The sequence below is a fragment of the Actinoplanes subglobosus genome (assembly GCF_042650585.1).
Classification (GTDB): Bacteria; Actinomycetota; Actinomycetes; order Mycobacteriales; family Micromonosporaceae; genus Actinoplanes; species Actinoplanes subglobosus.
This window is the reverse complement of sequence record NZ_JBHSBL010000026.1, coordinates 261,512-284,194: the sequence shown is the minus strand read 5'-3', so window position 1 is coordinate 284,194 and position 22,683 is coordinate 261,512. Positions and strand designations below refer to the sequence as shown.

20 protein-coding genes are annotated in these 22,683 nt (G+C 70.8%); 8 read left to right on the top strand and 12 right to left on the bottom strand.

Annotated features, from left to right (window positions below):
* Positions 1-42: 42 nt before the first annotated feature.
* Positions 43-1,620 carry a GAF domain-containing sensor histidine kinase gene (locus ACFO0C_RS39550; RefSeq protein ID WP_378071984.1) on the bottom strand — a complete coding sequence of 526 codons (1,578 nt, stop codon included), beginning with the start codon at positions 1,618-1,620 and terminating at the stop codon, positions 43-45.
* A gap of 161 nt (positions 1,621-1,781) precedes the next feature.
* On the opposite strand from ACFO0C_RS39550, the gene ACFO0C_RS39545 reads away from it, so the two are divergent.
* Genes ACFO0C_RS39545 through ACFO0C_RS39525 form a run of 5 tightly spaced genes read left to right on the top strand, consistent with a single transcriptional unit; the run spans position 1,782 to position 6,252 of the window.
* The gene (locus ACFO0C_RS39545) at positions 1,782-2,429 is read left to right on the top strand and encodes a response regulator (protein ID WP_093616533.1); all 648 of its coding nucleotides are present in this window, start codon (positions 1,782-1,784) and stop codon (positions 2,427-2,429) included.
* A gap of 42 nt (positions 2,430-2,471) precedes the next feature.
* A complete protein-coding gene (locus tag ACFO0C_RS39540; protein WP_378071933.1) occupies positions 2,472-3,692 on the top strand; it encodes a flavin-dependent oxidoreductase in 1,221 nt (406 codons plus the stop codon).
* Positions 3,689-4,135 carry a MarR family transcriptional regulator gene (locus tag ACFO0C_RS39535; RefSeq protein ID WP_378071932.1) on the top strand — a complete coding sequence of 149 codons (447 nt, stop codon included), beginning with the start codon at positions 3,689-3,691 and terminating at the stop codon, positions 4,133-4,135. Before ACFO0C_RS39540 ends, ACFO0C_RS39535 begins: the two co-directional genes overlap by 4 nt.
* 9 nt (positions 4,136-4,144) lie before the next feature.
* Complete coding sequence (locus tag ACFO0C_RS39530) at positions 4,145-5,791, top strand: CocE/NonD family hydrolase (protein ID WP_378071931.1); 1,647 nt, start codon at positions 4,145-4,147, stop codon at positions 5,789-5,791.
* Positions 5,788-6,252: a DUF3237 domain-containing protein gene (locus ACFO0C_RS39525; RefSeq protein WP_378071930.1), complete on the top strand. Its 465-nt coding sequence runs from the start codon at positions 5,788-5,790 to the stop codon at positions 6,250-6,252. Before ACFO0C_RS39530 ends, ACFO0C_RS39525 begins: the two co-directional genes overlap by 4 nt.
* Before the next feature lie 67 nt (positions 6,253-6,319).
* Here ACFO0C_RS39525 and pflA read toward each other — a convergent pair whose 3' ends face one another.
* From pflA to ACFO0C_RS39510, 3 genes are read right to left on the bottom strand one after another with little or no spacing between them, the layout of a single operon-like run.
* Entirely contained in the window at positions 6,320-7,060 is a 741-nt protein-coding gene (pflA, locus tag ACFO0C_RS39520; protein WP_378071929.1) for a pyruvate formate-lyase-activating protein, read from the bottom strand.
* The gene (pflB, locus tag ACFO0C_RS39515) at positions 7,057-9,297 is read right to left on the bottom strand and encodes a formate C-acetyltransferase (RefSeq protein ID WP_378071928.1); all 2,241 of its coding nucleotides are present in this window, start codon (positions 9,295-9,297) and stop codon (positions 7,057-7,059) included. The genes pflA and pflB overlap by 4 nt, the downstream gene beginning before the upstream one ends.
* A gap of 8 nt (positions 9,298-9,305) precedes the next feature.
* The gene (locus ACFO0C_RS39510) at positions 9,306-11,273 is read right to left on the bottom strand and encodes an ATP-binding protein (RefSeq protein WP_378071927.1); all 1,968 of its coding nucleotides are present in this window, start codon (positions 11,271-11,273) and stop codon (positions 9,306-9,308) included.
* A gap of 97 nt (positions 11,274-11,370) precedes the next feature.
* Here ACFO0C_RS39510 and ACFO0C_RS39505 point away from each other — a divergent pair, with 97 nt between their 5' ends.
* The gene (locus ACFO0C_RS39505; protein WP_378071926.1) at positions 11,371-11,766 is read left to right on the top strand and encodes an ATP-binding protein; all 396 of its coding nucleotides are present in this window, start codon (positions 11,371-11,373) and stop codon (positions 11,764-11,766) included.
* Positions 11,763-12,101, top strand: a complete 339-nt coding sequence (locus tag ACFO0C_RS39500) for an STAS domain-containing protein (protein ID WP_378071925.1) — start codon at positions 11,763-11,765, stop codon at positions 12,099-12,101. The genes ACFO0C_RS39505 and ACFO0C_RS39500 overlap by 4 nt, the downstream gene beginning before the upstream one ends.
* Positions 12,102-12,136: 35 nt before the next feature.
* Here the strand turns inward: ACFO0C_RS39500 and ACFO0C_RS39495 are convergent, their stop codons facing one another.
* The gene (locus tag ACFO0C_RS39495; protein WP_378071924.1) at positions 12,137-13,741 is read right to left on the bottom strand and encodes a methyl-accepting chemotaxis protein; all 1,605 of its coding nucleotides are present in this window, start codon (positions 13,739-13,741) and stop codon (positions 12,137-12,139) included.
* Positions 13,742-13,814: 73 nt separating this feature from the next.
* Positions 13,815-14,999, bottom strand: coding sequence for a GAF domain-containing sensor histidine kinase (locus ACFO0C_RS39490; protein WP_378071923.1), 1,185 nt, complete (start codon positions 14,997-14,999; stop codon positions 13,815-13,817).
* A 194-nt stretch (positions 15,000-15,193) separates the two neighbouring features.
* Between ACFO0C_RS39490 and ACFO0C_RS39485 the strand changes: the two genes are divergently transcribed.
* Positions 15,194-16,357 (top strand): response regulator, encoded by a 1,164-nt coding sequence (locus ACFO0C_RS39485; RefSeq protein WP_378071922.1) that lies wholly within the window; start codon positions 15,194-15,196, stop codon positions 16,355-16,357.
* Positions 16,358-16,365: 8 nt separating this feature from the next.
* On the opposite strand, the gene ACFO0C_RS39480 is transcribed toward ACFO0C_RS39485, so the two are convergent.
* From ACFO0C_RS39480 to ACFO0C_RS39455, 6 genes are read right to left on the bottom strand one after another with little or no spacing between them, the layout of a single operon-like run.
* The gene (locus ACFO0C_RS39480) at positions 16,366-16,770 is read right to left on the bottom strand and encodes an Hpt domain-containing protein (RefSeq protein WP_378071921.1); all 405 of its coding nucleotides are present in this window, start codon (positions 16,768-16,770) and stop codon (positions 16,366-16,368) included.
* 50 nt (positions 16,771-16,820) lie between these two features.
* Positions 16,821-17,972, bottom strand: coding sequence for an L-rhamnose isomerase (rhaI, locus tag ACFO0C_RS39475; protein WP_378071920.1), 1,152 nt, complete (start codon positions 17,970-17,972; stop codon positions 16,821-16,823).
* Complete coding sequence (locus ACFO0C_RS39470) at positions 17,969-19,036, bottom strand: ABC transporter permease (RefSeq protein ID WP_378071919.1); 1,068 nt, start codon at positions 19,034-19,036, stop codon at positions 17,969-17,971. Before ACFO0C_RS39470 ends, rhaI begins: the two co-directional genes overlap by 4 nt.
* A complete protein-coding gene (locus ACFO0C_RS39465; protein WP_378071918.1) occupies positions 19,033-20,031 on the bottom strand; it encodes an ABC transporter permease in 999 nt (332 codons plus the stop codon). Before ACFO0C_RS39465 ends, ACFO0C_RS39470 begins: the two co-directional genes overlap by 4 nt.
* The gene (locus ACFO0C_RS39460; protein ID WP_378071917.1) at positions 20,028-21,641 is read right to left on the bottom strand and encodes a sugar ABC transporter ATP-binding protein; all 1,614 of its coding nucleotides are present in this window, start codon (positions 21,639-21,641) and stop codon (positions 20,028-20,030) included. The genes ACFO0C_RS39465 and ACFO0C_RS39460 overlap by 4 nt, the downstream gene beginning before the upstream one ends.
* Positions 21,641-22,669, bottom strand: a complete 1,029-nt coding sequence (locus ACFO0C_RS39455) for an autoinducer 2 ABC transporter substrate-binding protein (protein ID WP_378071916.1) — start codon at positions 22,667-22,669, stop codon at positions 21,641-21,643. The genes ACFO0C_RS39460 and ACFO0C_RS39455 overlap by 1 nt, the downstream gene beginning before the upstream one ends.
* Positions 22,670-22,683 lie beyond the last annotated feature (14 nt).

Below are 22,683 nucleotides of genomic sequence, written 5' to 3'. Positions count from 1 at the left end.
CACCGTGCCCCCTGGCGCGCCCGTCGATAAGGGCCGAAGGTCCTACAACGGGACCCGCCACCGCAGGAGTGTGCCGGGACCGTCCGTCCGCGGCCCGATCTCGAACTCGCCGCCCAGGTCACCGGCCCGCTCACCCATGTTGACCAGGCCACCCCGGGCCAGGCTCGGATCGATGCCGACGCCGTCGTCCTCCACCTGCAGCACCACCTGCTGGTCGGCGATCCGCACCGACACCCGCACGCTGCGGGCCTGGGCGTGGCGTGCCACGTTCGACAGGGCCTCGCGGAGCACGGCGATCAGCTCGGGCACGATGTCGTCCGGCACGGCGCTCTCCACCGGGCCGGACGTCTCCAGCGTCGGCCGGAACCCGAGGGTGTCCAGCGCGGCGTCGCAGGTGTCGCGCAGCTCGGTGCGCAACGTGGCACCGACCGGGGCCCGCAACTCGAAGATCGACCGGCGGATGTCCTTGATCGTGGCGTCGAGGTCGTCGACGGCCGTGTTTATCCGCGCGACGACCTCCGGCCGGACCCCCGGCGCCATCGCGCCCTGCAGTTGCATGCCGGTCGCGAACAGCCGCTGGATGACCACGTCGTGCAGGTCGCGGGCGATCCGCTCGCGGTCCTCCAGGACCGCCAGCAGCTCCCGCTCCTCCTGGGCGCGGGCCCGCTCCAGCGCCAGGGCGGCCTGCCCGGCGAACGTCGACAGCAGCGCCGCGTCGTCCTCGGCGATGCTGGCCGGCCCGCTGACGATCAGCACACCCTGCGGGCTGCTCTTCAGTGGCGCGACCAGGGCCGGGCCGTCCGGGACCGGGCCCGGCCACTCGGCGGCGTCACGCAGGTTCTCCACCAGGCGGTAGGAGTCGTCGAACGCCGGCAGCACCTGCCCGGCCAGCCCGGAGTCGCCACCCTCGACCACCTCGATCCGGTAGCGGTCACTCTCCGGCTCGAAGAGCAGCACCAGCACCAGCTCGGCACCGGCCACCTCGCGGGCCCGGCGGGCGATCAGCCGCAGCGCCTCGGTCCGCCGGACCGTGCCCAGCAGGACGGCGGTGATCTCCGCGGCCGCGGACAGCCACCGCTGCCGGCGCTGGGCCAGCTCGTAGAGGCGGGCGTTGTCGATCGCCACACCGGCCGCGGCGGCCAGCGCCACCACCAGCTCCTCGTCGTCGTCGGTGAACTGCTCCGCGGTGCGTTTCTCGGCGAGGTAGAGGTTGCCGAATATCTGATCGCGGGTCCGGACGGGCACACCGAGGAAGCTGTGCATCGGCGGGTGGTGCGGGGGGAAGCCGAACGAGTTCGGATGCTTCGTGATGTCGGGCAGGCGCACCGGCTTGGGCTCGGTGATCAGCAGGCCCAGGACGCCCCGGCCGTGCGGCAGGTCGCCGATCTTCGCATGCGCCGCCGGGTCGATGCCGTGGGTGACGAAGTCCGACAGGCTGTTGCGGTCGGGGGCGAGCACACCGAGCGCACCGTAGCGGGCGTCGGCCAGCGCGCAGGCCGCCTCCACGATCCGCTGGAGGGTGCTGCTCAGGTCGAGGTCGGTGCCGATGCCGACGACCGCGTCCAGCAGGGCGCGCAGCCGCTCCCGGCTGGTCACGATGTCGCCGACCCGGTTCTGCATCTCCTGCAGGAGCTCGTCCAGGCGGACCCGGGACAGCGGCGACAATCCTAGTGAGGGGGTTGTTCCTTCGGCCACGGAAAAAGGCTATCGGGTGCCGCGATCGACCCGCCCGGGACCTTCGGCCCTAGGTGCCGGGCACCCTCGCGCGGTAGGAATGAGACATGATCCGAGTCTTTCTCCTCGACGACCACGAGGTCGTCCGCCGCGGCCTCGTCGACCTGCTCCAGGCGGGCGGGGACATCGAGGTCGTCGGCGAGTCCGGGTCCGCCCAGGAGGCGGCCCGGCGCATCCCCGCGCTCCGTCCCGACGTCGCCGTCCTCGACGCGCGGCTGCCGGACGGCAACGGCATCGACGTCTGCCGGGACGTCCGGGCCGTCGACTCGTCGATCAAGGGACTCATCCTCACCTCCTACGAGGACGACGAGGCGCTCTTCGCCGCGATCATGGCCGGCGCCTCGGGTTACGTGCTCAAGCAGATCCGTGGCACCGACCTCGTCGACGCCGTCCGCCGGGTCGCCTCCGGCCAGTCGCTGCTCGACCCGGCGGTCACCCAGCGGGTCCTGGAGCGCATCCGCAACGGTGTCGAGCAGCCGCGCGAGCTGGCCTCCCTCACCGATCAGGAGCGCCGCATCCTGGAGTTCGTCGCCGAGGGCCTGACCAACCGGGAGATCGCCGGGCGGATGTTCCTCGCCGAGAAGACGGTGAAGAACTACGTGTCCAGCCTCCTGGCGAAACTGGGGCTCGAGCGGCGTACGCAGGCGGCCGTCCTGGCCACCAAGCTCCTGGGGGACCACCCCTCGCACCACTGATGCTGTTGACAGGCAACATGTTTGTCACAAAACTGTCCGCCCATGAGGATCGTGATCGTGGGCGCGGGCATCGGTGGGCTGACGGCGGCGCTGAGCCTGCACGCGGCCGGGTTCTCGCAGGTCACCGTCCACGAGCGGGCGGACGTGCTGCGGCCGCTCGGTGTCGGGCTCAACCTGCTGCCGCACGCCGTCCGTGAGCTGACCGAGCTCGGGCTGGGGGAGCGGATCGCCCGGCTCGGCGTCGCGCCCGGCACCCTCGCCTACTACAACCGGCACGGCCAGCCGATCTGGAGCGAGCCGCGGGGGCGCGACGCCGGCTATCACTGGCCGCAGCTGTCGGTGCACCGCGGCCGCCTCCAGACGGAGCTGCTCGCCGCCGTCCGGGAACGCCTCGGCGACGTGGTCCACACCGGCCACCGTCTGCTCACCGTGCCGGACCGGGGCGGCTCCGCGGTGTTCGCGACCGCGGACGGTGAGCTGACCGTGGCGGCGGATCTGGTCGTCGCAGCCGACGGCATCCACTCGGCGCTGCGCCGCCAGTGGTACCCGGACGAGGGCGCCCCCGTGTGGAACGGGCTCACGCTGTGGCGGGGCACGACCCGGGCGCCCGGCTTCCTGGACGGCCGCACGATGATCATGGCGGGTGACGCCGAGCAGAAGTTCGTCGCCTACCCGATCGGCGACGGCGAGATCAACTTCATCGCCGAGCGCCGTACCCGTGGCTACGCCGGGGACAACGCCGACTGGAACCGGGCGGTCGATCCCGCGCCGATCGCCGGCCTCTTCCGGGACTGGCGTTTCCCCTGGCTGGACGTGCCGGGGCTGCTGACCACCGCCGGGGAGATCCTGGAGTACCCGATGGTCGACCGGGACCCGGTCGGCAGGTGGACCCACGGTCCCGCCACACTGCTCGGCGACGCGGCCCACCCGATGTACCCGAACGGCTCCAACGGCGCCTCCCAGGCCGTCCTGGACGCCCGGACGCTCGCCTTCCACCTGGCCGGCAAACCGCTGGACGAGGCGCTGGCCGCCTACGAGACCGACCGCCGCCCGGCCACCACCGCGCTCGTCCTGAGCAACCGCCGCCAAGGCCCCGAGCAGGTGATGGTCCTCGCCCACGAGCGCGCCCCGGACGGCTTCGCCCACATCCACGACGTCCTCACCCCGGCCGAGCTCACCGAGATCGCCACCGGCTACAAGAGGGCCGCCGGGTTCCACCCCGACGCCCTCAACCACCGGCCGTCCCTGAGCGTCGCCCGATGACCGCCCTCGACGCCGCCCGGCTCGCCGCGGTCATCTCCCCGCTGCGGCGCACCCTGCTGACCGCCGCGCGGGCCGCCGAGCACCTGCCGGAGATCCCGGACGCCCAGATCGAGATCATCCGGGCGCTGCCCCGCGACACCGTCACCACCCCCGGCGAACTCGCCGGACGCCTCGGGCTGAGCCGGCCCACGGTCAGCAACCTGCTCACCCAGATGGAGGCGGCCGGCCTGGTCGAACGCCGTCCCCGCCCGGAGAACCGCCGTCAGGTCGAGGTGCTGGCCACCGCCCGCGCCCTCGACCTGTTCGACCGCTTCGACCTGGCCAGCGGCGCGATCGTGGCGGCCGCCGCGGCCACCCTCACCCCCGAGGACGTCGACGCCCTGGCCGCCGCCCTGCCCGCACTGGAACGACTGCGCGACGCCCTCACTCCCCCTCCCTCCTGAGGAGCCCCCATGAGCCAGCGGTTCTCCCGATGGATGCAGCGCCGTACCCTGCCCGGGCTCGACCCCGGCCCCTACGACATCCGGATCCGGAAGGACCTGCGGGTTCCGATGGACGACGGCGTGCAACTGCTCGCCGATCTCATCGAACCGGCCGGCGCCTCCGGACCGCCCCTGCCGACGATCGTGATCCGGGGGCCGTACGGCCGCAGTGGTCTCGTCGCCGGTGAGGCGAAGGCCCTGGCCCGGGAGGGCTTCCCGGTGCTGTTCCAGAGCTGCCGGGGCACCTGGGGCTCCGGGGGGACCTTCACCCCGCAGGTCGACGAGCAGCGCGACGGCATCGCCACCCACCGGTGGGTCCGCGCGCAGCCGTGGTTCACCGGCCGCGTCGTCACGTTCGGGCCCAGCTACATGGGCTACACCCAGTGGGCGGTGGCCGGCAAGCTGCAGCGCGACGACCCGGACAACGCGCCGGACGCCCTCTGCCTGCTCGTCACGATGCCCGACTTCGGGGCGATCACCTGGGACAACGGCGCCTTCTCGCTGCGCAACGCGCTCGGCTGGTCGCAGATGATGAGCCGCATGATCCGCCGGGAGATGCTCCCGCTCTTCCTCGGCATGCTGCGCCCGGACCGAAAGCTGCTGCGCGGCTTCGGCACGCTGCCGCTGCTCGACGGGGACGTCGCCGCCACCGGCCGCCGCGTCCACTGGTACCAGGACTGGGTCACCCACGAACGACTCACCGACGAGTACTGGACCAGCCAGTCGCACACCGCCTCGGTCACCGACGTCACCGCGCCGGTCTACATGATCACCGGCTGGCACGACATCTTCCTGCCCTGGCAACTACGCAACCACGCCCAGCTCACCGCGGCCGGCCGGCCACCGCGGCTCACCATCGGCCCGTGGGGACACTCGGCCCGCGAGATGGGCGCGACAGCGATCGGTGAGGCCGCCGCGTTCCTCAAAGAGCATTTCAGCGGTACGGACTCCGCGCGCCCGTCCCCGGTGCGTGCCTTCCGGACCGGCACCGGCCAGTGGCACGACCTGCCGTCCTGGCCGCCACCCGGCGTCACCGGCCGGACCTGGCACCTGCACCAGGCGGGCCGCCTGCACACCGACGTCCCGGACGGGGGAGTGACCGCCTACGTCTACGACCCGGCCGACCCCACCCCGGCCGCCGGCGGCCCCAGCCTGGAACCGCGACAGGGCCCGGTCGACAACGCCGCCCACGAGAGCCGCGCCGACGTCGTGGTGTTCCGTGGCGACGTGCTCACCGCCCCGGTGACGATCGCGGGCGCCCCGGTCGCGCGGATCCGGTTCCGGTCGTCGCGGCCCAGCGCCGACGTCTTCGTCCGGATCTGCGACGTGCACCCGGACGGCCGCTCGATGAGCGTGTGCGACGCGATCCGCCGGGTCAGCCCGTCGACCGGCGACTTCGAGGAGGTGGAGATCGAGCTGTGGCCGGCGTTCCACACGTTCGCCGCCGGCCACCGGATCAGCGTGCAGGTCAGCTCCGGCGCCCATCCCCGCTACGCCCGCAACCCCGGGTCCGGCGAACCGGCCGCCGTCGCGGCCACCACCCACCGCGCCGAGCAGGAGATCTCCCACGACCCGGCCCGCCCGTCGCACGTCGAACTGCCGGTGTGGGCGCCGTGACCGCGCCCGCGGTGCCCGGGCTGGAGGCGGCGTTCGACGTCGAGGTGCTGCTCGGGCCGCTGGAGGACCACGGGACCACCCGGGCCGGGCACCGCCGGGTGGTGCCGATCGTCGGCGGGCGGGTGAGCGGCCTGTTCGAGGCGGAGATCCTGCCCGGCGGTGCCGACTGGCAGATCGTCCGGCCGGACGGCGGCGTCGAGATCGACACCCGCTACTCGGCCCGCACCGCGTCCGGGAGCCACGTCTACCTGCGTACCGGCGGCGTGCGCAGCGGCCGCCCGGACGTCCTGTCGGCCCTGCTCCGGGGCGAGCCGGTCGCGCCGTCGGAGTACTACTTCCGGATCGGCGTCCAGCTGGAGACCGCCGACCCGGCCCTGGCCCACCTGGAGCAGTCGATCTTCGTGGCGTCAGCGGTCCGCGAGGCGGACACGGTCCGCTACACCGCCTACCGCGTCACCTGACACCCTCGGCAACCCGTCTGAGGTCCGGCCGGCCGGACAAGGGGGCCGGCCGGGTGGGGAGGGGTGGTCAGTAGACGGTCAGGTGGTGGGCGCGGAACTGGGCCCGGACCCGGTCCAGCAGATCGGGGGACGGGGCGGGGGTGTCGGCCAGGGGGAAGGGCTGGTTGAGGGCGGCGTACTTGGCGGCTCCCAGACGGTGGAAGGGGAGGACCTCGACGCGTTCCACGGTCGGGATCGAGGCGGCGATCCGGGCCACCGCCTCGACGTTCTCCACGGCGTCGGTCAGGCCGGGGACCAGGACGAAGCGGATCCAGATCGGGATGCCACGGCCGGCCAGCCGGTGCGCGAAGTCGATGGTCGGCTGGAGCGTGCCGGTCCGGGTCACCCGGTGATAGGTCTCCTCGTCGCCGGACTTGATGTCCAGGAGCACCAGGTCGGTCACGTCGAGCAGATCGTCGGACGCCTTCGCGCCGAGGTAGCCGCTGGTGTCCAGGGCGGTGTGCAGACCTTTTTCGCGGCAACGGGTGAAGATCTCCCGTACGAAATCGGGCTGTTGAAGTGCCTCTCCGCCGGAGAGGGTGACGCCGCCCCGGGCGACCTTGATGAAACGCTCGTATCGCGAGATCTCGGTCATCAGTTCGTCGGCGTCCATGGTGCGCCCGCTGCGGCGGTACCAGGTGTCGGGGCTGTGGCAGTACTGGCAGCGCAGCGGGCACCCGGCCAGGAACGCGACGAATCGCGTCCCCGGCCCGTCGACGCCGGTCGAGACGTCGAACGAGTGCACACTGCCGGTCCGGGTCGTCGTCACAGCGAGCCGTGGAACGTCCGCGAGATGACGTCGCGCTGCTGAGCCCTGGTCAGCCGCACGAAGTTCACCGCGTAGCCGGACACCCGGATGGTGAGCTGCGGGTACTTCTCCGGGTGCTCCATCGCGTCCTCCAGCGTCGCCCGGTCGAGGACGTTGACGTTCATGTGGAAGCCGTGCCCGTCGGTGTAGCCGTCGAGGACGCCGACCAGGTTGCCGATCTGCTCGTCCTTGGTGCGGCCGAGACCGTCCGGGGTCGAGGTGATGGTCAGCGAGATGCCGTCCCGGGCGCTGCGGTACGGCAGCTTCGCCACCGACAGGGCGGCCGCCACCAGCCCGTGCTTGTCCCGGCCGTTCATCGGGTTGGCGCCGGGCGCGAACGGCTCACCGAGACGACGGCCGTCGGGGGTGTTGCCGGTGTGCTTGCCGTAGACGACGTTCGACGTGATCGTGAGGACGGACAGGCTGGGCTCGGCGCCGCGGTACATCGGCTGCCGGCGGATCTTCTCCATGAACCGGTCGACCAGGTCCACCGCGATCGCGTCCACCCGGTCGTCGTTGTTGCCGAACGTCGGGTAGTCGCCGTCCACCTCGTAGTCGACGACCAGCCCGGTCTCGTCGCGGACCGGCTTGACCTGGGCGTGCCTGATCGCCGACAGGCTGTCCACGGCGACCGAGAGGCCGGCGATGCCGGTGGCCAGGAACCGGTGCACCGGGTAGTCGTGCAGCGCCATCTCGAGACGTTCGTAGGCGTACTTGTCGTGCATGTAGTGGATGACGTTGAGCGCGTCGACGTAGATCTCGGCAAGCCAGTCGAGTGTCCGGTCGTACGCCTCGAACACCTCGTCGTAGTCGAGCACGTCTCCGCCGAGAGAAGAAGCGGCCGGCGCCACCTGCGCGCCGCTGATCTCGTCGCGGCCGCCGTTGATGGCGTAGAGCAGCGCCTTCGCCATGTTGGCCCGCGCGCCGAAGAACTGCATGTCCTTGCCGACCCGCATGCCGGACACGCAGCAGGCGATCGCCGCGTCGTCGCTGAGGTACGGGCGGAGCAGGTCGTCGTTCTCGTACTGGATGCTGCTGGTGTCGATGCTGACCTGGGCGCAGAACTCCTTGAAGCCGCGCGGCAGGCGCTGCGACCAGAGGACCGTCATGTTCGGCTCCGGCGCCGGCCCCAGGTTGTAGAGAGTCTGCAGGTACCGGAAGCTGGTCCTGGTGACCAGCGGCCGGTCGTCGGCACCGATGCCGCCGATCGACTCGGTCACCCAGGTCGGGTCGCCGGAGAACAGCTCGTCGTACTCCGGGGTGCGCAGGAACCGGACGATCCGCAGCTTGATCACGAAGTCGTCGATCAGCTCCTGGGCGAACTCCTCGGTGATGCGACCCTCCTCCAGGTCACGGGTGAGGTAGACGTCGAGGAAGGTGGAGGTGCGGCCGAGCGACATGGCCGCGCCGTTCTGCTCCTTGGTCGCGCCCAGGTAGGCGAAGTACAGCCACTGGACCGCCTCCCGCGCGGTCGTCGCCGGGCCGGAGATGTCGAAGCCGTAGGACGCGGCCATCGTCTTCAGTTCGCCCAGGGCGCGGATCTGCTCGGCGATCTCCTCGCGGTCGCGGATCACGTCGGCCACCGACAGGCGCGCGTCCAGGGCGACCTTGATCGCCTTGCGCTCCTCGATCAGCCGGTCCACGCCGTAGAGGGCGACGCGGCGGTAGTCGCCGATGATCCGGCCGCGGCCGTACGCGTCGGGCAGCCCGGTGATGATGTGCGACCGGCGGGCGGCGAGCACGTCTGCCGGGTACGCGTCGAAGACGCCCTCGTTGTGGGTCTTGCGGTAGGTGCTGAACACCTTCTTGACGTCCGGGTCGAGTTCGCGGCCGTACGCCTTGAGGCCGCCCTCGACCATCCGCAGGCCGCCGAAGGGCATGATGGCCCGGCGCAGCGGGGCGTCGGTCTGCAGGCCGACGATCAGCTCGGCGTCGCGGTCGATGTAGCCGGGAGCGTGCGCGGTGATCGTCGACGGGGTGGACGCGTCGGCGTCGTAGATGCCGTTGGCGCGCTCGGTCACGAACATCTCGGAGAGCTTCGCCCAGATCCCGGTGGTCCGCTCGGTCGGCCCGGCCAGGAAGGCGGCGTCACCGGCGTACGGCCGGACGTTGTCGTGGATGAACCCGGCCACGTCGATCCCGGTGCGCCACGTCGTGCCCGCGAATCCGCGCCACGCGTCCATGTTTCCTCCCAGCATGACCCCTCCTAGTGGTTCCCTCCCAGCGTCTCGTCCCGGTGGCCCGGCCGGGCAGGGCCAGAGGTCCCGGACCGGCGGGGAAGCCGGACCGTGGCGACCGTGCCGCCGCCGTCGTTGCCGCTCAGCGTGATGGTGCCCCGGTGCAGCTCGACGATGGCCCGGCTGAGCGCCAGCCCCAGCCCGGCGCCGGGGATGCCGCTGTGCCGGGCGTTGGTGGCCCGGTAGAGGCGGGCGAAGAGCCGGTCGCGCTCACCGGACGGGATGCCGATGCCGGAGTCGCTGACGGTCAGTACCGCGGCGTCGTCGTCCGAGGTCAGGGTCACGTGCACGACCGAGCCGTCGGGGCTGTATTTGACCGCGTTGCCGATCAGGTTCTCGGCGACCTGCCGCAGCCGGGCGCGGTCGCCGGGGATCACCAGCCGGGCCGGCAGGTCGGTGCGGATCGGCGCGTCCGGCAGCGCCTCGGTGATTACCGCCGCGAGATCGACGTCGCCGACGGTGAGCTGGGCGTGGCCGGCCTCCAGGGCGGACAGGTCGAGGAGCCGTTCGACCAGCGAGCGCAGCCGGGCGTTGTTGCGCTCGATCACCCCCAGCAGCTCACGGACCTCGCCGACGGTGGTCTTGTCGTCCTCCTCGGCGATCAGGTCGGTGTAGGTGCCGATCGACGTGAGCGGGGTGCGCAGCTCGTGGCCGACCAGGGCGATGTACTCGCCGATGCTGGCCGCCAGCTGGTGCGACAGTTCCTCGGCCCGGCGCCGTTCCAGGTAGCCGCCGATGTGCCCGGCGATGCCGCTGAGCAGGACGGTCAGGGCCGGGTCGGGCTCCTGGTGCTCGACGGTGAAGAAGCTCAGCACGCCGATCACGTTGTCGGCGCTGCGCACCGGCACGGCCATGGCGGCCCGGTAGTGCTCGGCCTCCACGACGACCGGCAGGTCCGGGGCGCGCAGGTCGGGCACCCAGATCGGCTCGCCGCCGGCCCAGCACGTCCCGGCCAGCCCCTCGCCCCGTTCGAGCACCTGCGGCAGCTGGATCGGCGGGGCGCCCTCGGCCAGGTGCGTGGCGGCCGGGCGCAACCGGTCGGTGACCGGATCGACCAGCCACAGCCGCAGGTACGGCCACCCCAGCTCGCCGGAGATGGCGCGCAGCACCTCGGTGCCGGCCCGGTCCGCGTCCGGTGCGTGCACCAGCGCCTTGAGCACCTCGGTCTTGCACCGCTCGTACTGGTGCTGGTGGTGCTCGGCGGTGACGTCGTGGACGGCCGCGACCGCGCCGAGGATGTTGCCGCCCGCGTCCCGGACCGGCCGCGCGTTGATCGCGAACCAGCGCCGCCGGTTCTGCCGGTCGTGGGCGATCACCCCGTCGTGGCGGAGTTCCTCGCCGCCCAGCGCCCGGTAGAGAGCGACCTCGTCGGGCGGCAGCGGGGTGCCGTCGTGGCGGCGCAGCCCGAACGTCTCGGCCCAGTCGCGGGCCGGCACGCCGAGGCTCTCGTCGCCGAAGAAGTCGCGCACCGCCTGGTTGATCACCACGAGCCGGCCGTCCAGGTCGCAGGCGACCACACCGGCGTCGAGGCTGCGCAGCAGGGCCTCGGTGAAGGCCGGGTCGTGCCGGGGCGGCGGCGACTCCAGGCAGGTGCGCAGCGTGTCGGAGAGCTCCCGGACGCTGAACGGCTTGGGCACCACGGCGTCCGCCTCGGCCGAGGCCAGGCTGGTGTCGCCCGGGGGCAGGTAGGCCGTGATCAGCACGACCGGGACGGTGGCGGTGGCCGGGTGCTCGCGCAGCGCCCGGCACATCCGGATGCCGTCGAGGTGGGGCATGTCCACGTCGGCGACGACGAGGTCGGGCCGGGCGGCGACCGCGGAGGCCAGCCCCTCCCGGCCGTCGCCGGCCAGGGTGGCGGTGTGGCCGAGCCGGCGGACCACCTCGGCGATCACCGCCTGATGTTCCGGGTTGTCCTCGACGACCAGCACCGATGCCATGCTGCCAGCCTAAATCATGATAAATGCGGCAGAGGTTTCGTCGCGGGTGGAAGGGGGGTAACGTGCACCCGCATATCGGCGACTCTCGGGGTTTTGCATGAGTGAGCTCACCGCCCACCTGGACGTCCCACTCGATCGTGGGGCCCCCGCCGCCGCCCGCCGTGCCGTGACCGCGGTGCTGGGCGGCTGGGGCTTCAAGGATGCCGACTGGCTCGACGCGGCCGCCGTGATCGTCAGCGAGCTGGTCACGAACGCGGTCCGGCACGGTGGCGGCTGCGTCGCGCTGGCGCTGGAGTCCCACGACCGGCGGGTGATCGTGTCGGTCGCCGACGGCTCGTCGGTGGTGCCGCGCCGCCGCGATCCCGACGAGGTCGGTGGCCGGGGCATCGCCCTGATCGAGGCCCTGTCCGAGGGCTGGACCGTGGAGAACTACCGCGGCGGCAAGCGTGTCCGGGTGCGACTGGTGCCCTGCCCGCGAGGCGGTGAGGCATGAGGATCGTCCGGCTCGACGACGGCGGGGTGACCCGGCTGCTGCTGCGCGGGGAGCTCGACCTGGACACCGGGGATCTGTTCGAGGAGCATGCCGCCCGGGCGCTCGGTGACCGGCCGGCCGAGCTCGTCGTCGACATGGACGGGCTGACCTTCTGCGACTCCTCCGGCATCGACGTGCTGGTCGCCGCCCGGGAGACCGCGGTCCGGGCCGGCATCGGCTTCCGGGTGCACCGGCCGCACGGCATCGTCCGCCGCTCCCTGACCGTCACCGGCGTGTACGAGTTGCTGGTCGGCGGCACCCCCGGCCCGGGCCCGGCCCGCGAGAGCGTCGGCTGACGAGGCCCGGCCCGTCGTTCCGGTAGCGGGGCCGGTCAGATCGAGAACCGACCGGCCGACGCCCGCAGCCGGTCGGCGAGCGCCTGCACGTCCTCGGCGGTCCGGGCCACCTCGCCGACCGCCTCCCGGCTCGACGCGGTGCCGTGCGCGACGCTGGCGATGCTGTTGGCGATGTCGGTGACGCCGGCCGCCGCCTCGCTGACCCCCCGGTTCATCTCCGCGGTGGTGGCGCTCTGCTCCTCCACGGCCGACGCGATGGTGGTCTGGAAGTCGCTGATCTGCTCGATGATCCGGCTGATCTCGTCGATCGCGGTGACCGCCTGACCGGTGTCGCTCTGGATCGCGGCGATCTGCTGGGAGATCTTCTCGGTGGCCCGCGCGGTCTCCTGGGCCAGGTCCTTGACCTCGCTCGCGACCACGGCGAACCCCTTGCCGGACTCGCCGGCCCGGGCCGCCTCGATGGTGGCGTTCAGGGCGAGCAGGTTGGTCTGCGACGCGATCGCGGTGATCGTCTCGATCACGTCGCCGATCTGCGCCGACGACTCACCGAGCCGGTTGATCGTCTCGCTGGTGGCCCGGGCCGCGGCGACGGCGTCCGCGGCGACCTGGGCGGCGTCGGCGGCGTTGCGGGAGATCTCGGTGATCGCCGAGCCCATCTCCTCGGAACCGGCGGCGACCGTGTGCACGTTGCCGGACACCCCGTTGGCGGCGGCCGCGGCCATCCCGGCCTGCTGGTCTGCCTCGGCGATGGAGCTGTCGATCTGCTGACTGACCCGGCGCATGGTGTCGGAGGCGTCGGTGAGCCGGCCGCCGTTCTCGACGATGTCGGTGACGGTGGCCTTCACCCCGGCGACGGCCTCGTCGACGGCCCGCGACATCACGGCGACCTCGTCGGTGCCGGTGGTGTCCGGGCGTACGGTCAGGTCGCCGCGGGCCATCCCGCGCAGCACCTCCACCAGCCGGCCCACCGGGCCGGTGACACTGCGGGTCACCGCGACCGTGCACAGGACGGCGGCGATCACCGACAGGACGAAGACCACGATCATGACGGTACGGAGATACGCCGCCTCGTCCTTGGCCGCCTGCGCCGCCTTGTCGGCGCGGTCGACGACCGAGGTGACCAGGCTGCCGGTCACCGTGATGATCTCGAAGTAGACCGCGTAGCTGTCCTTGAGCAGCAACGCGTCACCGTCGTCGACGCGGCCCGCGGCGTAGAGGGCGACCATCTGGTCGTCGGTCGCCTTGAACTTCTGCCACAGGTCGACCAGCTTGGCGAAGTCGGCGCGTTCGGCGTCGGTCATGGTCGCCGTGTCGGTGTCGTCGAGCAGCTTGAGCAGCAGATCCAGGTCGGCCAGGAAGCCCTTGCGGTTGTCGCTGTCCGCGCCGACCGCCTTGGCCGGGTCCATCCGCCGGGTGTCCCACACATAGGCGATCTGCCATCCGGAGATGTCGCCGTTGTAGTACTTCTGTTCGTCCACCTGGTGCATCAGGTGCAGCAGCCGCTGGAGCCGGTCGGCTGACTCCGCCTGACGGGTCAGCCCCCAGGTGCCGATGCCGACTGCCACGCCGAGCAGGATCAGCACCACCAGGAAGGCGCCACCGAGACGCCCGGCCAGTCGCATCCGCCGCAGAATCGCCATCGCATCCCCCACTCGCCGCAAACCTCCCGAATCTCCCATCGGCAGACTCGTGATGGCACTGAGGGGGCAATGATCACCTGGGGACGGTGATCCGGGCGCAGGTGCCGCGGCCGAGCCCGGCCGACTCGATGGTGAGGGCGCCCTCGTGCGCCCGCATGATCCGGTCGGCGATGCTCAGGCCCAGCCCGACCCCGGGAACGGCCTGCTCCCGGGCGTACTGGCCGCGATAGAACCGCTCCACCACGTGCGGCAGCTCGTCGGACGGGATCCCGGCACCCTCGTCGACGACCTCGAGACAGCTTGCGGTCACCCGGATGGTCACCGTCTGCCCGGTCGCACTGAAGATCACGGCATTGCGTACGAGGTGCTCGGCGGCCTGGCTCAGCCGGGTGAAGTCGCCCGGCACCGCGCAGGGGCCGGATCCCCCCTCGATCACGATCGGCACGTCCCGCTGCGACGCCTGGCTCCGGCACGCGGCCGCCGCCGCCTCCGCCACCGCGTTCAGGTCGGTGCTGGCCCGCAGCAACGGCAGTGGCGCGGCCGCCGGACGGGTGCCGGCCAGCAGATGGTCGACCATCCGGACCAGGCGTTCGCCGTTGCGCTGGATCGGATCGATGAGCCGCCGGTAGGGTGCCAGCTCCTCGTTGTCGACGAGCAGCTCCAGGTAGCCCTGGATGGTGGTGACCGGGGTGCGCAGCTCGTGCGACACGGTCGCCACGAAGTCCTCCTCGCGGCTGATCGCCCGGGACAGCTCGTCACCGATCTCGGCGAGCAGTTGCCGGTTGCGCAGCGCGGCCAGGTGCCCGGCGGCCTGCCCGGCCATGGTGTGCAGCAGGTCCAGCTGCCGGTCGCCGGCCGAGCCCGGCTTGTCGTCGAGCACGCAGAGGCTGCCGAGCGTGTGCCCGTCCTCGTCGACCAGCGGGACACCGGCCCAGAAACGGATGTTCGGGGCGCCCCGCACGTTCTCCCAGGTGCGGTAACACGCCTCGGACAGGGTGTCCTCGACGATCAGCGCCTCGCGGGTGTCGACGACGCGCCCGGAGAATGAGGTGGCCAGCGGCCCGCCGTCGCCGGGGACACCGGTCTTGCCGGCGAACCACTCGCGGTCGGCGTCGATCAGGGTCACCGCGGACATGGGCGTGCCGAGGACGGCGCCGGCCAGCCGGGTCAACTCGTCGAGCACGACCGGGCGCGGGGCGTCCAGCAGGTGATAGCTGTGCACCGCCGCCAGGCGGGCGTCTTCCCCTACTGCGCTCACATCAGTATCCGTTTCTCCAAGACAGCCGGCGGTTGTCCGCCGTGACTCGCGGATCGCATTTCGGCTGCTCGCGGGAGGCGGTTGAGGAGTTCGGGCCGGGTAAAACCTGACCTCGCCCAACCCTCAGTCCTCGGCCGGGCCCGGCGATAGGGAGCCACGTACCACCAAGGCCGGTCAGTTGAAGGAGGGCCACGATGAGGACCGAGCTGTACCGGTCGGGCGACGCCGATAATGTCAAGAAGCCAACGCTGCTGCTCGTCGATGACGACGACGTGGTGCTGGAGACGCTCTCCATCCAGCTGGGCCGCGACCATCGGCTCCTGATGGCGGGTAACGCCGAGCAGGCGCTGAAGCTGCTCGCCGCGCACGAGAACGTCGCCGCGGTGGTCAGTGACGTGCGGATGCCCGGGATGGACGGCATCGCGCTGCTCGGGAAGATCCAGCAGGACTACCCGGACGTCGTCCGGATCCTGCACAGCGGGCACGGGGACATGAAGACCGTGATCGCCGCGATCAACTCCGGCGGTGTCTACCGCTACCTGTCGAAGCCGGCCAGCCGCACCGACATCATGGACGCGATCAAGGGTGCGGTCACCCGGCACGATCACGCCATGGCCGAGCGCAAGATGGTCGACACCACGCTGAAGACCAGCGTGCAGGCCCTCTTCGGGATCCTCGAACTGTCCAGCCCGCTCGGGTTCGCCCGCGCCGGCCGGATCCGCAAGCTGGTCGGCGAGCTCACCAGCGCCCTCGAACTCGACGGGCTCTGGGAGATCGAGGTCGCCGCGATGGCCTCGCAGATCGGCGCGGTCAGCGTGCCGGCCGAGGTCATGCGCAAACTCACCGAGGGCGACAACCTCACCCCGGACGAGCAGAAGGCCGTCAACGGGATGCCCGGCATGGTCCTCCCGCTGATCAAGGACATCCCGATGATCGAGGACGTGGTGTCCACGGTCCGCGGTCTGGCCGGCGAGAAGCCTCCGGCGGGCGGCTGGTCGCCGCTGGTCGAGGGTGCGATCAGTGTCGTGCGTACGGCCATCGAGTACGACACCGCGGCGGCCCGGTCCAGCACGCCGGCGATGGCCATCGGCGCTCTGACCCGGGCGGGCACCTGCGCGCCGCACGTGCTGGCCGCCCTGCGCCAGGTCAAGGGTGTGGAGAGCCCGGTGGCCGGCAGCACGCACGCCTACGCCGTGGCCGACCTCCAGGTAGGGATGCGCCTGGCCCAGGACGTCACCGCCACCAACGGGCTGGTGCTGATCGGCAGCGGCACCGTCGTGACCGAGGCGATGCTGGACCGTCTCGTCAACTTCTCCCGCGTGGTGGGTCTGGTCGAGCCGGTGCTCACCGCGGCCTGACCCAGATCTCATCCGGGTATCCGCTCGAACTCGAGCGTCAACGCCCGGACCGCCCGCAGCGCGCCGTCGGTCTCGGCGCGCAGGCGATCTCCCGTCGGGCCGGGGTCGGCGACGGCCCCGGCCCGGGCCGCGTCCTCCACCCGCGAACACACCGCGGCCAGTCCGGCGGCGCCGATGTTCGCGGCCGACCCCTTCAAACTGTGCGCCTGGTCCCGCACCGGGCCCGGATCTCCCGCGTGCATCAGGCGAACCAGCTCGTCCGCCGCGAGAGGGGCCTTCGCGGCGAACGAGCGCAACAGCCGGAGCACCAGGGCCAACTCGGCGGGCGACGGTTTCGCCTCGACGAGATCGGCGAGGCGGGCCCGTACACCGGCCACCCGGGCCAGGTCCTCCGGCTGTGTGGCGGTCTCCATCCGCTCATCGTGCTCTCGGATGGACCCATTCAGGGATGGTTTGCGACGATTTATGCTCCCCAGCTGGCCTGGGTCCCGCCCACACGCTCGGCGGCGGCCGTCTGGGCGTACCCCGATGCCTGGAAAGCCTTGACCGGGTCGCGCGGCAGCCCCCGTGCCTCCCGCCGGTCCGCGAGCGCCGCACGCACATCGGTCTCGTAGGCGTCCATCAGCACCTGGTGCGCCCCCAGGACGTCACCCTCGCGCTGGGCGGTCGCGAGCGCCGCCTGATCCACCTGCAGCGCCTTGGCCAGCGCCTGCTCGACGTTGAGCACCGACAGGATCTGGCCGGGGATCTTCTCCTCGATGTTGTGACACTGGTCGAGCATGAAGTTGACGCCCGACTCCGGCCGGTGCGCGTCCGCCGCCACGATCTCCGACATGATCCGGAACAGCTGGAACGGGTCGGCCGAACCCACGATCAGGTCGTCGTCGGCGTAGTAGCGCGAGTTGAAGTCGAACGCGCCGAGCCTGCCCTGCCGGATCAGCTGCATCACGATGAACTCGATGTTCGTGCCCGGCGCGTGGTGGCCGGTGTCCAGCACGACCGTCGCCCGCTCGCCCAGCGCCAGGCAGTGCAGCAGCGACGTGCCCCAGTCCGGGATGTCGGTCGAGTAGAAGTACGGCTCGAAGAACTTGTACTCCAGCAGGATCCGCATGTTGTCGTCGGACGCGTCGTAGATCTCCCGCAGCGACTCGGCCAGCCGGTCCTGGCGGCCCCGCAGCGAGTCCTGGCCGGCGTAGTTCAGGCCGTCCGGCAGCCAGATCTTCAGATCCGTCGAACCGGTCTGCCGCATCACGTCCAGGCACTGCTTGTGGTGGTCGATCGCCTTGCGCCGGATCGCCGGATCCGGGTTGCAGAGCGAGCCCAGCCGGTAGTCGTCGTCCTGGAAGACGTTCGAGTTGATCGCGCCGATCCGCACACCCAGCTTGTCGGCGTGCGCCCTCAGGTCGCTCCAGTCGTCGACCAGATCCCACGGGATGTGCAGCGAGACCCGGTTGGCCAGGCCGGTGAGACGATTCACCTGCGCGGCGTCGGACAGCTTCTCGTACGGGTTGCGTGGCCCACCGGGACGGGTGAAGACCTTGAACCGGGTGCCCGAGTTCCCGTACGCCCAGCTCGGGACCTCGATCGTGAAGCCGTCCAGACCGTCGAGGTTCATGATGTGGTACCTCCGTACCGTCGATTGGTGAGCCCGTTCAACAGCGCGGCGAACACCAGCACCGCGCCGAGCGCGAGGAGCTGGTACTGCGAACCCTCGTTGCCGACGAAGGCCAGCAGGATGCCGGCGTTGAGCCAGACGATGAGCAGAGTGGCCAGCACGACCCCGGCGACCCGGCCGATGCCACCGGTGATCGCCACACCGCCGAGGACGGCGATGGTGATCGCGGGCAGGGCCATGCCGTTGCCGGAGACGCCCGCATCCGGACGGGCCGAGGCGAACTGCCCCACGGTCACCACGGCCACCAGGCCGGAGATGAGACCCGCGTAGACGTACGCCTTGAAACGCGTGTCCCGGACCGGGAGGCCGGCCCAGCGAGCGGCGACGTCGTTGGTGCCGATCGCGTAGAGACGCCGCCCGTACGCCGTGCGGGCCAGCAACAGCCAGACCGCGACCACGGTGGGCAGCAGGAACGTGAAGATGCCCAGCGGCACGTTCGGGAGGTACTCGCCGATCAGCGGCAGCTCCACCGACCGGCTCAGGGAGAACAGCCCCTGGATCGGCTCGGTGCTGATCGGCTGCTGGTTGTTGACGACGATCGCGATGCTCTTGTACGCGTAGAACGTCGCGAGCGTGGCGATCAGGGCCGGGAAGCCGATGTACGACACCAGGAACCCGTTGATCGCGCCGAGGAACGCGCCGAACCCGGCGGTCGCGATGATCGCCAGCCACAGCGGCCAGCCCCACTCGCCGTACGCGAAGCCGAACACCATCCCGGCCAGACTCACCATCGCGCCCACCGACAGGTCGATGCCGCCGCGTCCGGAGAGGATGACCAGCATCTCGGCCAGGCCCAGCATGGCCAGGGGGACGGCGCTGATCAGGCTGGCCGACATGTAGTCGAAGTCGTACGGTGCGGTCAGGTAGCCGCCCGCGTCGTTGATGAAGAAGGTGACGACGACTACTACGATCAGTACCGCCAGCAGGGCGATTCGCTGCGTCAGCAGGATCTTGAGCCAATCGGACTTTTCCGATTTTGTCGGCTTTTCTGCCACCGTGGTCATCGGGCCCTCCTTGCGCGGGCGCGCAGCAGGTCGGCGCCGACCGCGACGATGATGAAGATGCCGACGAACAGGTCGGACAGTTGCGAACGCCAGCCCAGCTGGGTCACCCCGGACGCGACCGACTGCACCAGCAGCGCGCCGAGCAGGGTGCCGAGCACCGAACCGCGGCCGCCCATGATGCTCGTCCCGCCGATCACGACCGCCGCGATCACCGCCAGCTCCTTGCCGGAACCGACCGACTGGTCCAGCGTCGACGTGCCCTGCGCGATCACGAAACACGACGCCAGGCCGACCAGCACGCCGGTGAAGACGTAGGCCAGCAGCACCCGCCGCTGCACCCGGACCCCGGCCAGGCGCGCGGCGACCGGGTCCCCGCCGATGGCGTAGAAGTGCCGCCCGCCCGCGGTGTGCCGCAGGTACCACCAGACGGCCGCGGTGATGACCACGGTGATCAGGAAAGCGTGCGGGACACCCAGCGTGCGCCCGTCGGGTCCACGGCCGAAGAACGCCAGGGTGCCCGGGATGCCGTTGACCGTCCCGGACCCGAAGATCTGCAGGCCGAGGAACATGAACAGGTTCGCCGTGCCGAACGTGATGATGATGGCGTGCACCCGGCCGTAGGCGATCAGCGCGCCGTTGACCAGGCCGAGCACCGCGCCGGCGGCTATCGACAGCAGCACCGCCGTGCCGAGGCTCACCCCGTCGGTGCCGACCAGCGCTTTCGCGGTCAGCACCGAGCACACCATGATGGCGCCGCCGACCGAGACGTCGATGCCGCCGGTGATGATCACGATGGTCATGGCCACGCCGACCAGAGCGATCGGTGCGGTCGCCACCAGCAGCGGCTGGATCGAGCCGGCGGTCAGGAACGCCGGGGTGCTGACCGCCAGCGCCGCCCACAGCACGGCGATCACGCCGACCAGTACGACCTCCTGCCCGGTGATCGGGCTCGGCAGCACTCTCCGCTTGATCTTCGCTTCCGCCACCGCGGTCATGCGTCGCCTCCCGCGGCCGTCTTGTCCGTTTCGCTGCCCGTCTTGTTCACTTCGCCGCCGGCGGCTGCCTTGTTCGTCTTGCTGCCTTCGGTGGCTGTCTTGTCTGTTTCGCCGCCTCCGGCGGCTGCGGCCAGCAGGTCGACCTGGCTGGCGTCCGGGCCGAACTCGTCGGTCGTGGTGCCGCCGCGCACCACCTGGATGCGGTCGGCGATGCGCAGTGCCTCCGGCAGGTCGGAGGTGACCACCAGGACGGCGGTGCCCTCCTCGGCCAGCTCGGTGATCAACCGGTGGATCTCCTCCTTGGCGCCGACGTCCACACCCTGCGTCGGCTCGGCCAGGACCAGCACCTTCGGCCGCTCCACGAGCTGCCGGGCCAGCACCACCTTCTGCGCGTTGCCACCGGACATCGCGCTGATCGCCTGCCGCTCGTGCGGCGTCTTCACCGCGAGCCGCTCGATCAACTTGAGCGCCACAGCCTTCTCCCGCGCCCGGTCCACCCACACGCCGAACCTCGACATCAGCCGCAGATGACCCGCCGAGATGTTGAAGGCGATCGACTGGAAGCCGAACATCCCCTCGACCTTGCGGTTCGCCGGCAACAACGCGATACCGAGCCGCTGTGCATGCTCGGGACTCTTGATGTTGACTTGACTTGAGTTGATCAATATTGATCCATGTGTACTGCGATCAATGCCGTACACACATGCCGCGATCTCCGACACGCCCGAGCCGACCAGTCCGTACAGTGCGACGATCTCGCCGGCCTTGACGCTCACGTCGACGTCGCGGAACCTGCCGTCCCGGCTGAGGTTCCGCAACTCCAGAACCGCCGGGCCGTCCGGCACCTCGCGATGCGGACGGGCGTCCGACAACTCCTCGCCGACCATCAGGTGAGCGATCTGCCGGACGCTCAGATCCCCGATCGGGTACGTGCCGATGGTGCGCCCGTCACGCATGACCGTGACCTCGTCGGCGATCCGGAACAGCTCGTCCAGACGGTGCGAGATGTAGATGACCGCCACGCCGGCGGCGGTGAGCCGCCGGACCACGTCGAACAGGACCTCGATCTCGGCGTCGGTCAGGATCGCCGACGGCTCGTCGAGGATCAGCACCTTCGCGTCCGCGGCCAGGGCCTTCGCGATCGACACCTGCTGCTGTTCGGCCACCGACAGGGTGCCCACCTCGGCGGTCGCATACCGTTCCGGCAGGCCGAGCAACTCCAGCAGCTCGACGACCTTCGCGTTCTGCGCCGGCCAGTCGACACGTCCGGTCCGCTTCAGCTCGCGACCGAGGAAGATGTTCTCGGCGACCGTCAGCTCGGGGAACAGCTGAGGCTCCTGATAGACCGTGGCGATGCCGAGTGCGATCGCCGCCGTCGTCGACCCGAGCTTGACGGCCTGGCCCTCGAACTCGATCTCGCCGGTGTCGGCCACCTCGGCCCCCGCCACGATCTTGATCATCGTGGACTTGCCGGCGCCGTTCTCACCGACCAGGGCGTGGACCTTGCCCGCCCGTACCGTGAAATCGGCGTGCTGAATGGCCCGGACCGCGCCGAACCGCTTGGAGACAGCGGTCAGGCGCAGTCGCGGGTTTTCGATCTCGTCGGTCATCAGTAGTTGAACTGGTCGACGTTCTGGTCGGTGATCGCCAGCGCCGGGCCGAGGAGCAGCATCTTGTTCGCCTCGGTGTAGGCGACCGCGGACAGCTCGCTCGACACGTTGTTCGTCGCCGCGAACGGCTTGCCCTGCGCGATCTGGGCGCCCGCCCACGCGGTCAGGTAGCCGAGGTTCTCCACGTCCCAGAGGATCGCGGCGGTCGACGACTTGTCCTGCAGGTACGGCTTCATCGCCTGCGGGGTGCCCAGGCCGACCGTGAACACCTTGCCGATCTTGCCGGCGTCCTTCACGGCCTGCGCCACACCCGGCGCCGACGACGTGCACTCACCGACCAGGCCGGTCAGGTCCGGGTGCGCGTTCATCAGGTCGGTCGCCATCTGCGTGGCCTTCGCCTGGTCCTCACCGGCGTAGACGATGTCGACGATCTCCGCCTCCGGGTACTTCTCCTTGGTGTACGCCTTCTGGACCTCGATCCAGGAGTTGAGGTTCTCCGCGGTCTGCCCGCAGGACACGATCGCGTACTTCCCCTTGTCGCCCATCGCCGTCAGCAGCGAGTCGGTCAGGCCCTCGCCGATGCCCTGCGCGGTCGCCTGGTTGACGAACACCTCCCGGACACTCGACGGGGCGTCGGTGTCGGCGGTCGCCACGTGGATGCCGGCGTCCTTCGCCTGCTGGAGCAGCGGCGCCATGCTGTCCGGGTCGTTCGGGGCGACGATGAGGGCGTCGACCTTCTGCTGGATGTAGGAGCGGACGATGTCGGCCTGCGCGGCGGCGTCCGCCTGGGTCGGGCCCTGGTAGAGCCACTCGACGTTGCCGAGCGCGGCGGCCGCTTCCTTGCCGCCGGCGTTCATCGCCTCGAAGTAGGGGACACCCTGAAGCTTCGGGACGAAAGCCACCTTGTAGGTCTTCTTACCCGCATCGCCGGTGGCGGCGGTGTCAGTGTCGTTCTTCTTGGTGCAACCGGTCAGAGCTATGGCAGCAGTCGTGGCCATGACGACGGCAGCAGTGAACCGAGGGCGCATGACGCCTCCTGATT

What these genes read in the sequence shown, in the direction of transcription:
- ACFO0C_RS39500 (WP_378071925.1), top strand. Translation starts at nt 11,763, where the DNA reads ATGAGGATCGTCCGGCTCGACGACGGCGGGGTGACCCGGCTGCTGCTG.
- ACFO0C_RS39505 (WP_378071926.1), top strand. Translation starts at nt 11,371, where the DNA reads ATGAGTGAGCTCACCGCCCACCTGGACGTCCCACTCGATCGTGGGGCC.
- ACFO0C_RS39545 (WP_093616533.1), top strand. Translation starts at nt 1,782, where the DNA reads ATGATCCGAGTCTTTCTCCTCGACGACCACGAGGTCGTCCGCCGCGGC.
- ACFO0C_RS39510 (WP_378071927.1), bottom strand. Translation starts at nt 11,273, where the DNA reads ATGGCATCGGTGCTGGTCGTCGAGGACAACCCGGAACATCAGGCGGTG.
- ACFO0C_RS39540 (WP_378071933.1), top strand. Translation starts at nt 2,472, where the DNA reads ATGAGGATCGTGATCGTGGGCGCGGGCATCGGTGGGCTGACGGCGGCG.
- ACFO0C_RS39530 (WP_378071931.1), top strand. Translation starts at nt 4,145, where the DNA reads ATGAGCCAGCGGTTCTCCCGATGGATGCAGCGCCGTACCCTGCCCGGG.
- pflB (WP_378071928.1), bottom strand. Translation starts at nt 9,297, where the DNA reads ATGCTGGGAGGAAACATGGACGCGTGGCGCGGATTCGCGGGCACGACG.
- ACFO0C_RS39460 (WP_378071917.1), bottom strand. Translation starts at nt 21,641, where the DNA reads ATGACCGACGAGATCGAAAACCCGCGACTGCGCCTGACCGCTGTCTCC.
- ACFO0C_RS39485 (WP_378071922.1), top strand. Translation starts at nt 15,194, where the DNA reads ATGAGGACCGAGCTGTACCGGTCGGGCGACGCCGATAATGTCAAGAAG.
- ACFO0C_RS39470 (WP_378071919.1), bottom strand. Translation starts at nt 19,036, where the DNA reads ATGACCACGGTGGCAGAAAAGCCGACAAAATCGGAAAAGTCCGATTGG.
- ACFO0C_RS39495 (WP_378071924.1), bottom strand. Translation starts at nt 13,741, where the DNA reads ATGGCGATTCTGCGGCGGATGCGACTGGCCGGGCGTCTCGGTGGCGCC.
- ACFO0C_RS39455 (WP_378071916.1), bottom strand. Translation starts at nt 22,669, where the DNA reads ATGCGCCCTCGGTTCACTGCTGCCGTCGTCATGGCCACGACTGCTGCC.
- ACFO0C_RS39535 (WP_378071932.1), top strand. Translation starts at nt 3,689, where the DNA reads ATGACCGCCCTCGACGCCGCCCGGCTCGCCGCGGTCATCTCCCCGCTG.
- ACFO0C_RS39550 (WP_378071984.1), bottom strand. Translation starts at nt 1,620, where the DNA reads ATGCAGAACCGGGTCGGCGACATCGTGACCAGCCGGGAGCGGCTGCGC.
- ACFO0C_RS39480 (WP_378071921.1), bottom strand. Translation starts at nt 16,770, where the DNA reads ATGGAGACCGCCACACAGCCGGAGGACCTGGCCCGGGTGGCCGGTGTA.
- rhaI (WP_378071920.1), bottom strand. Translation starts at nt 17,972, where the DNA reads ATGAACCTCGACGGTCTGGACGGCTTCACGATCGAGGTCCCGAGCTGG.
- ACFO0C_RS39465 (WP_378071918.1), bottom strand. Translation starts at nt 20,031, where the DNA reads ATGACCGCGGTGGCGGAAGCGAAGATCAAGCGGAGAGTGCTGCCGAGC.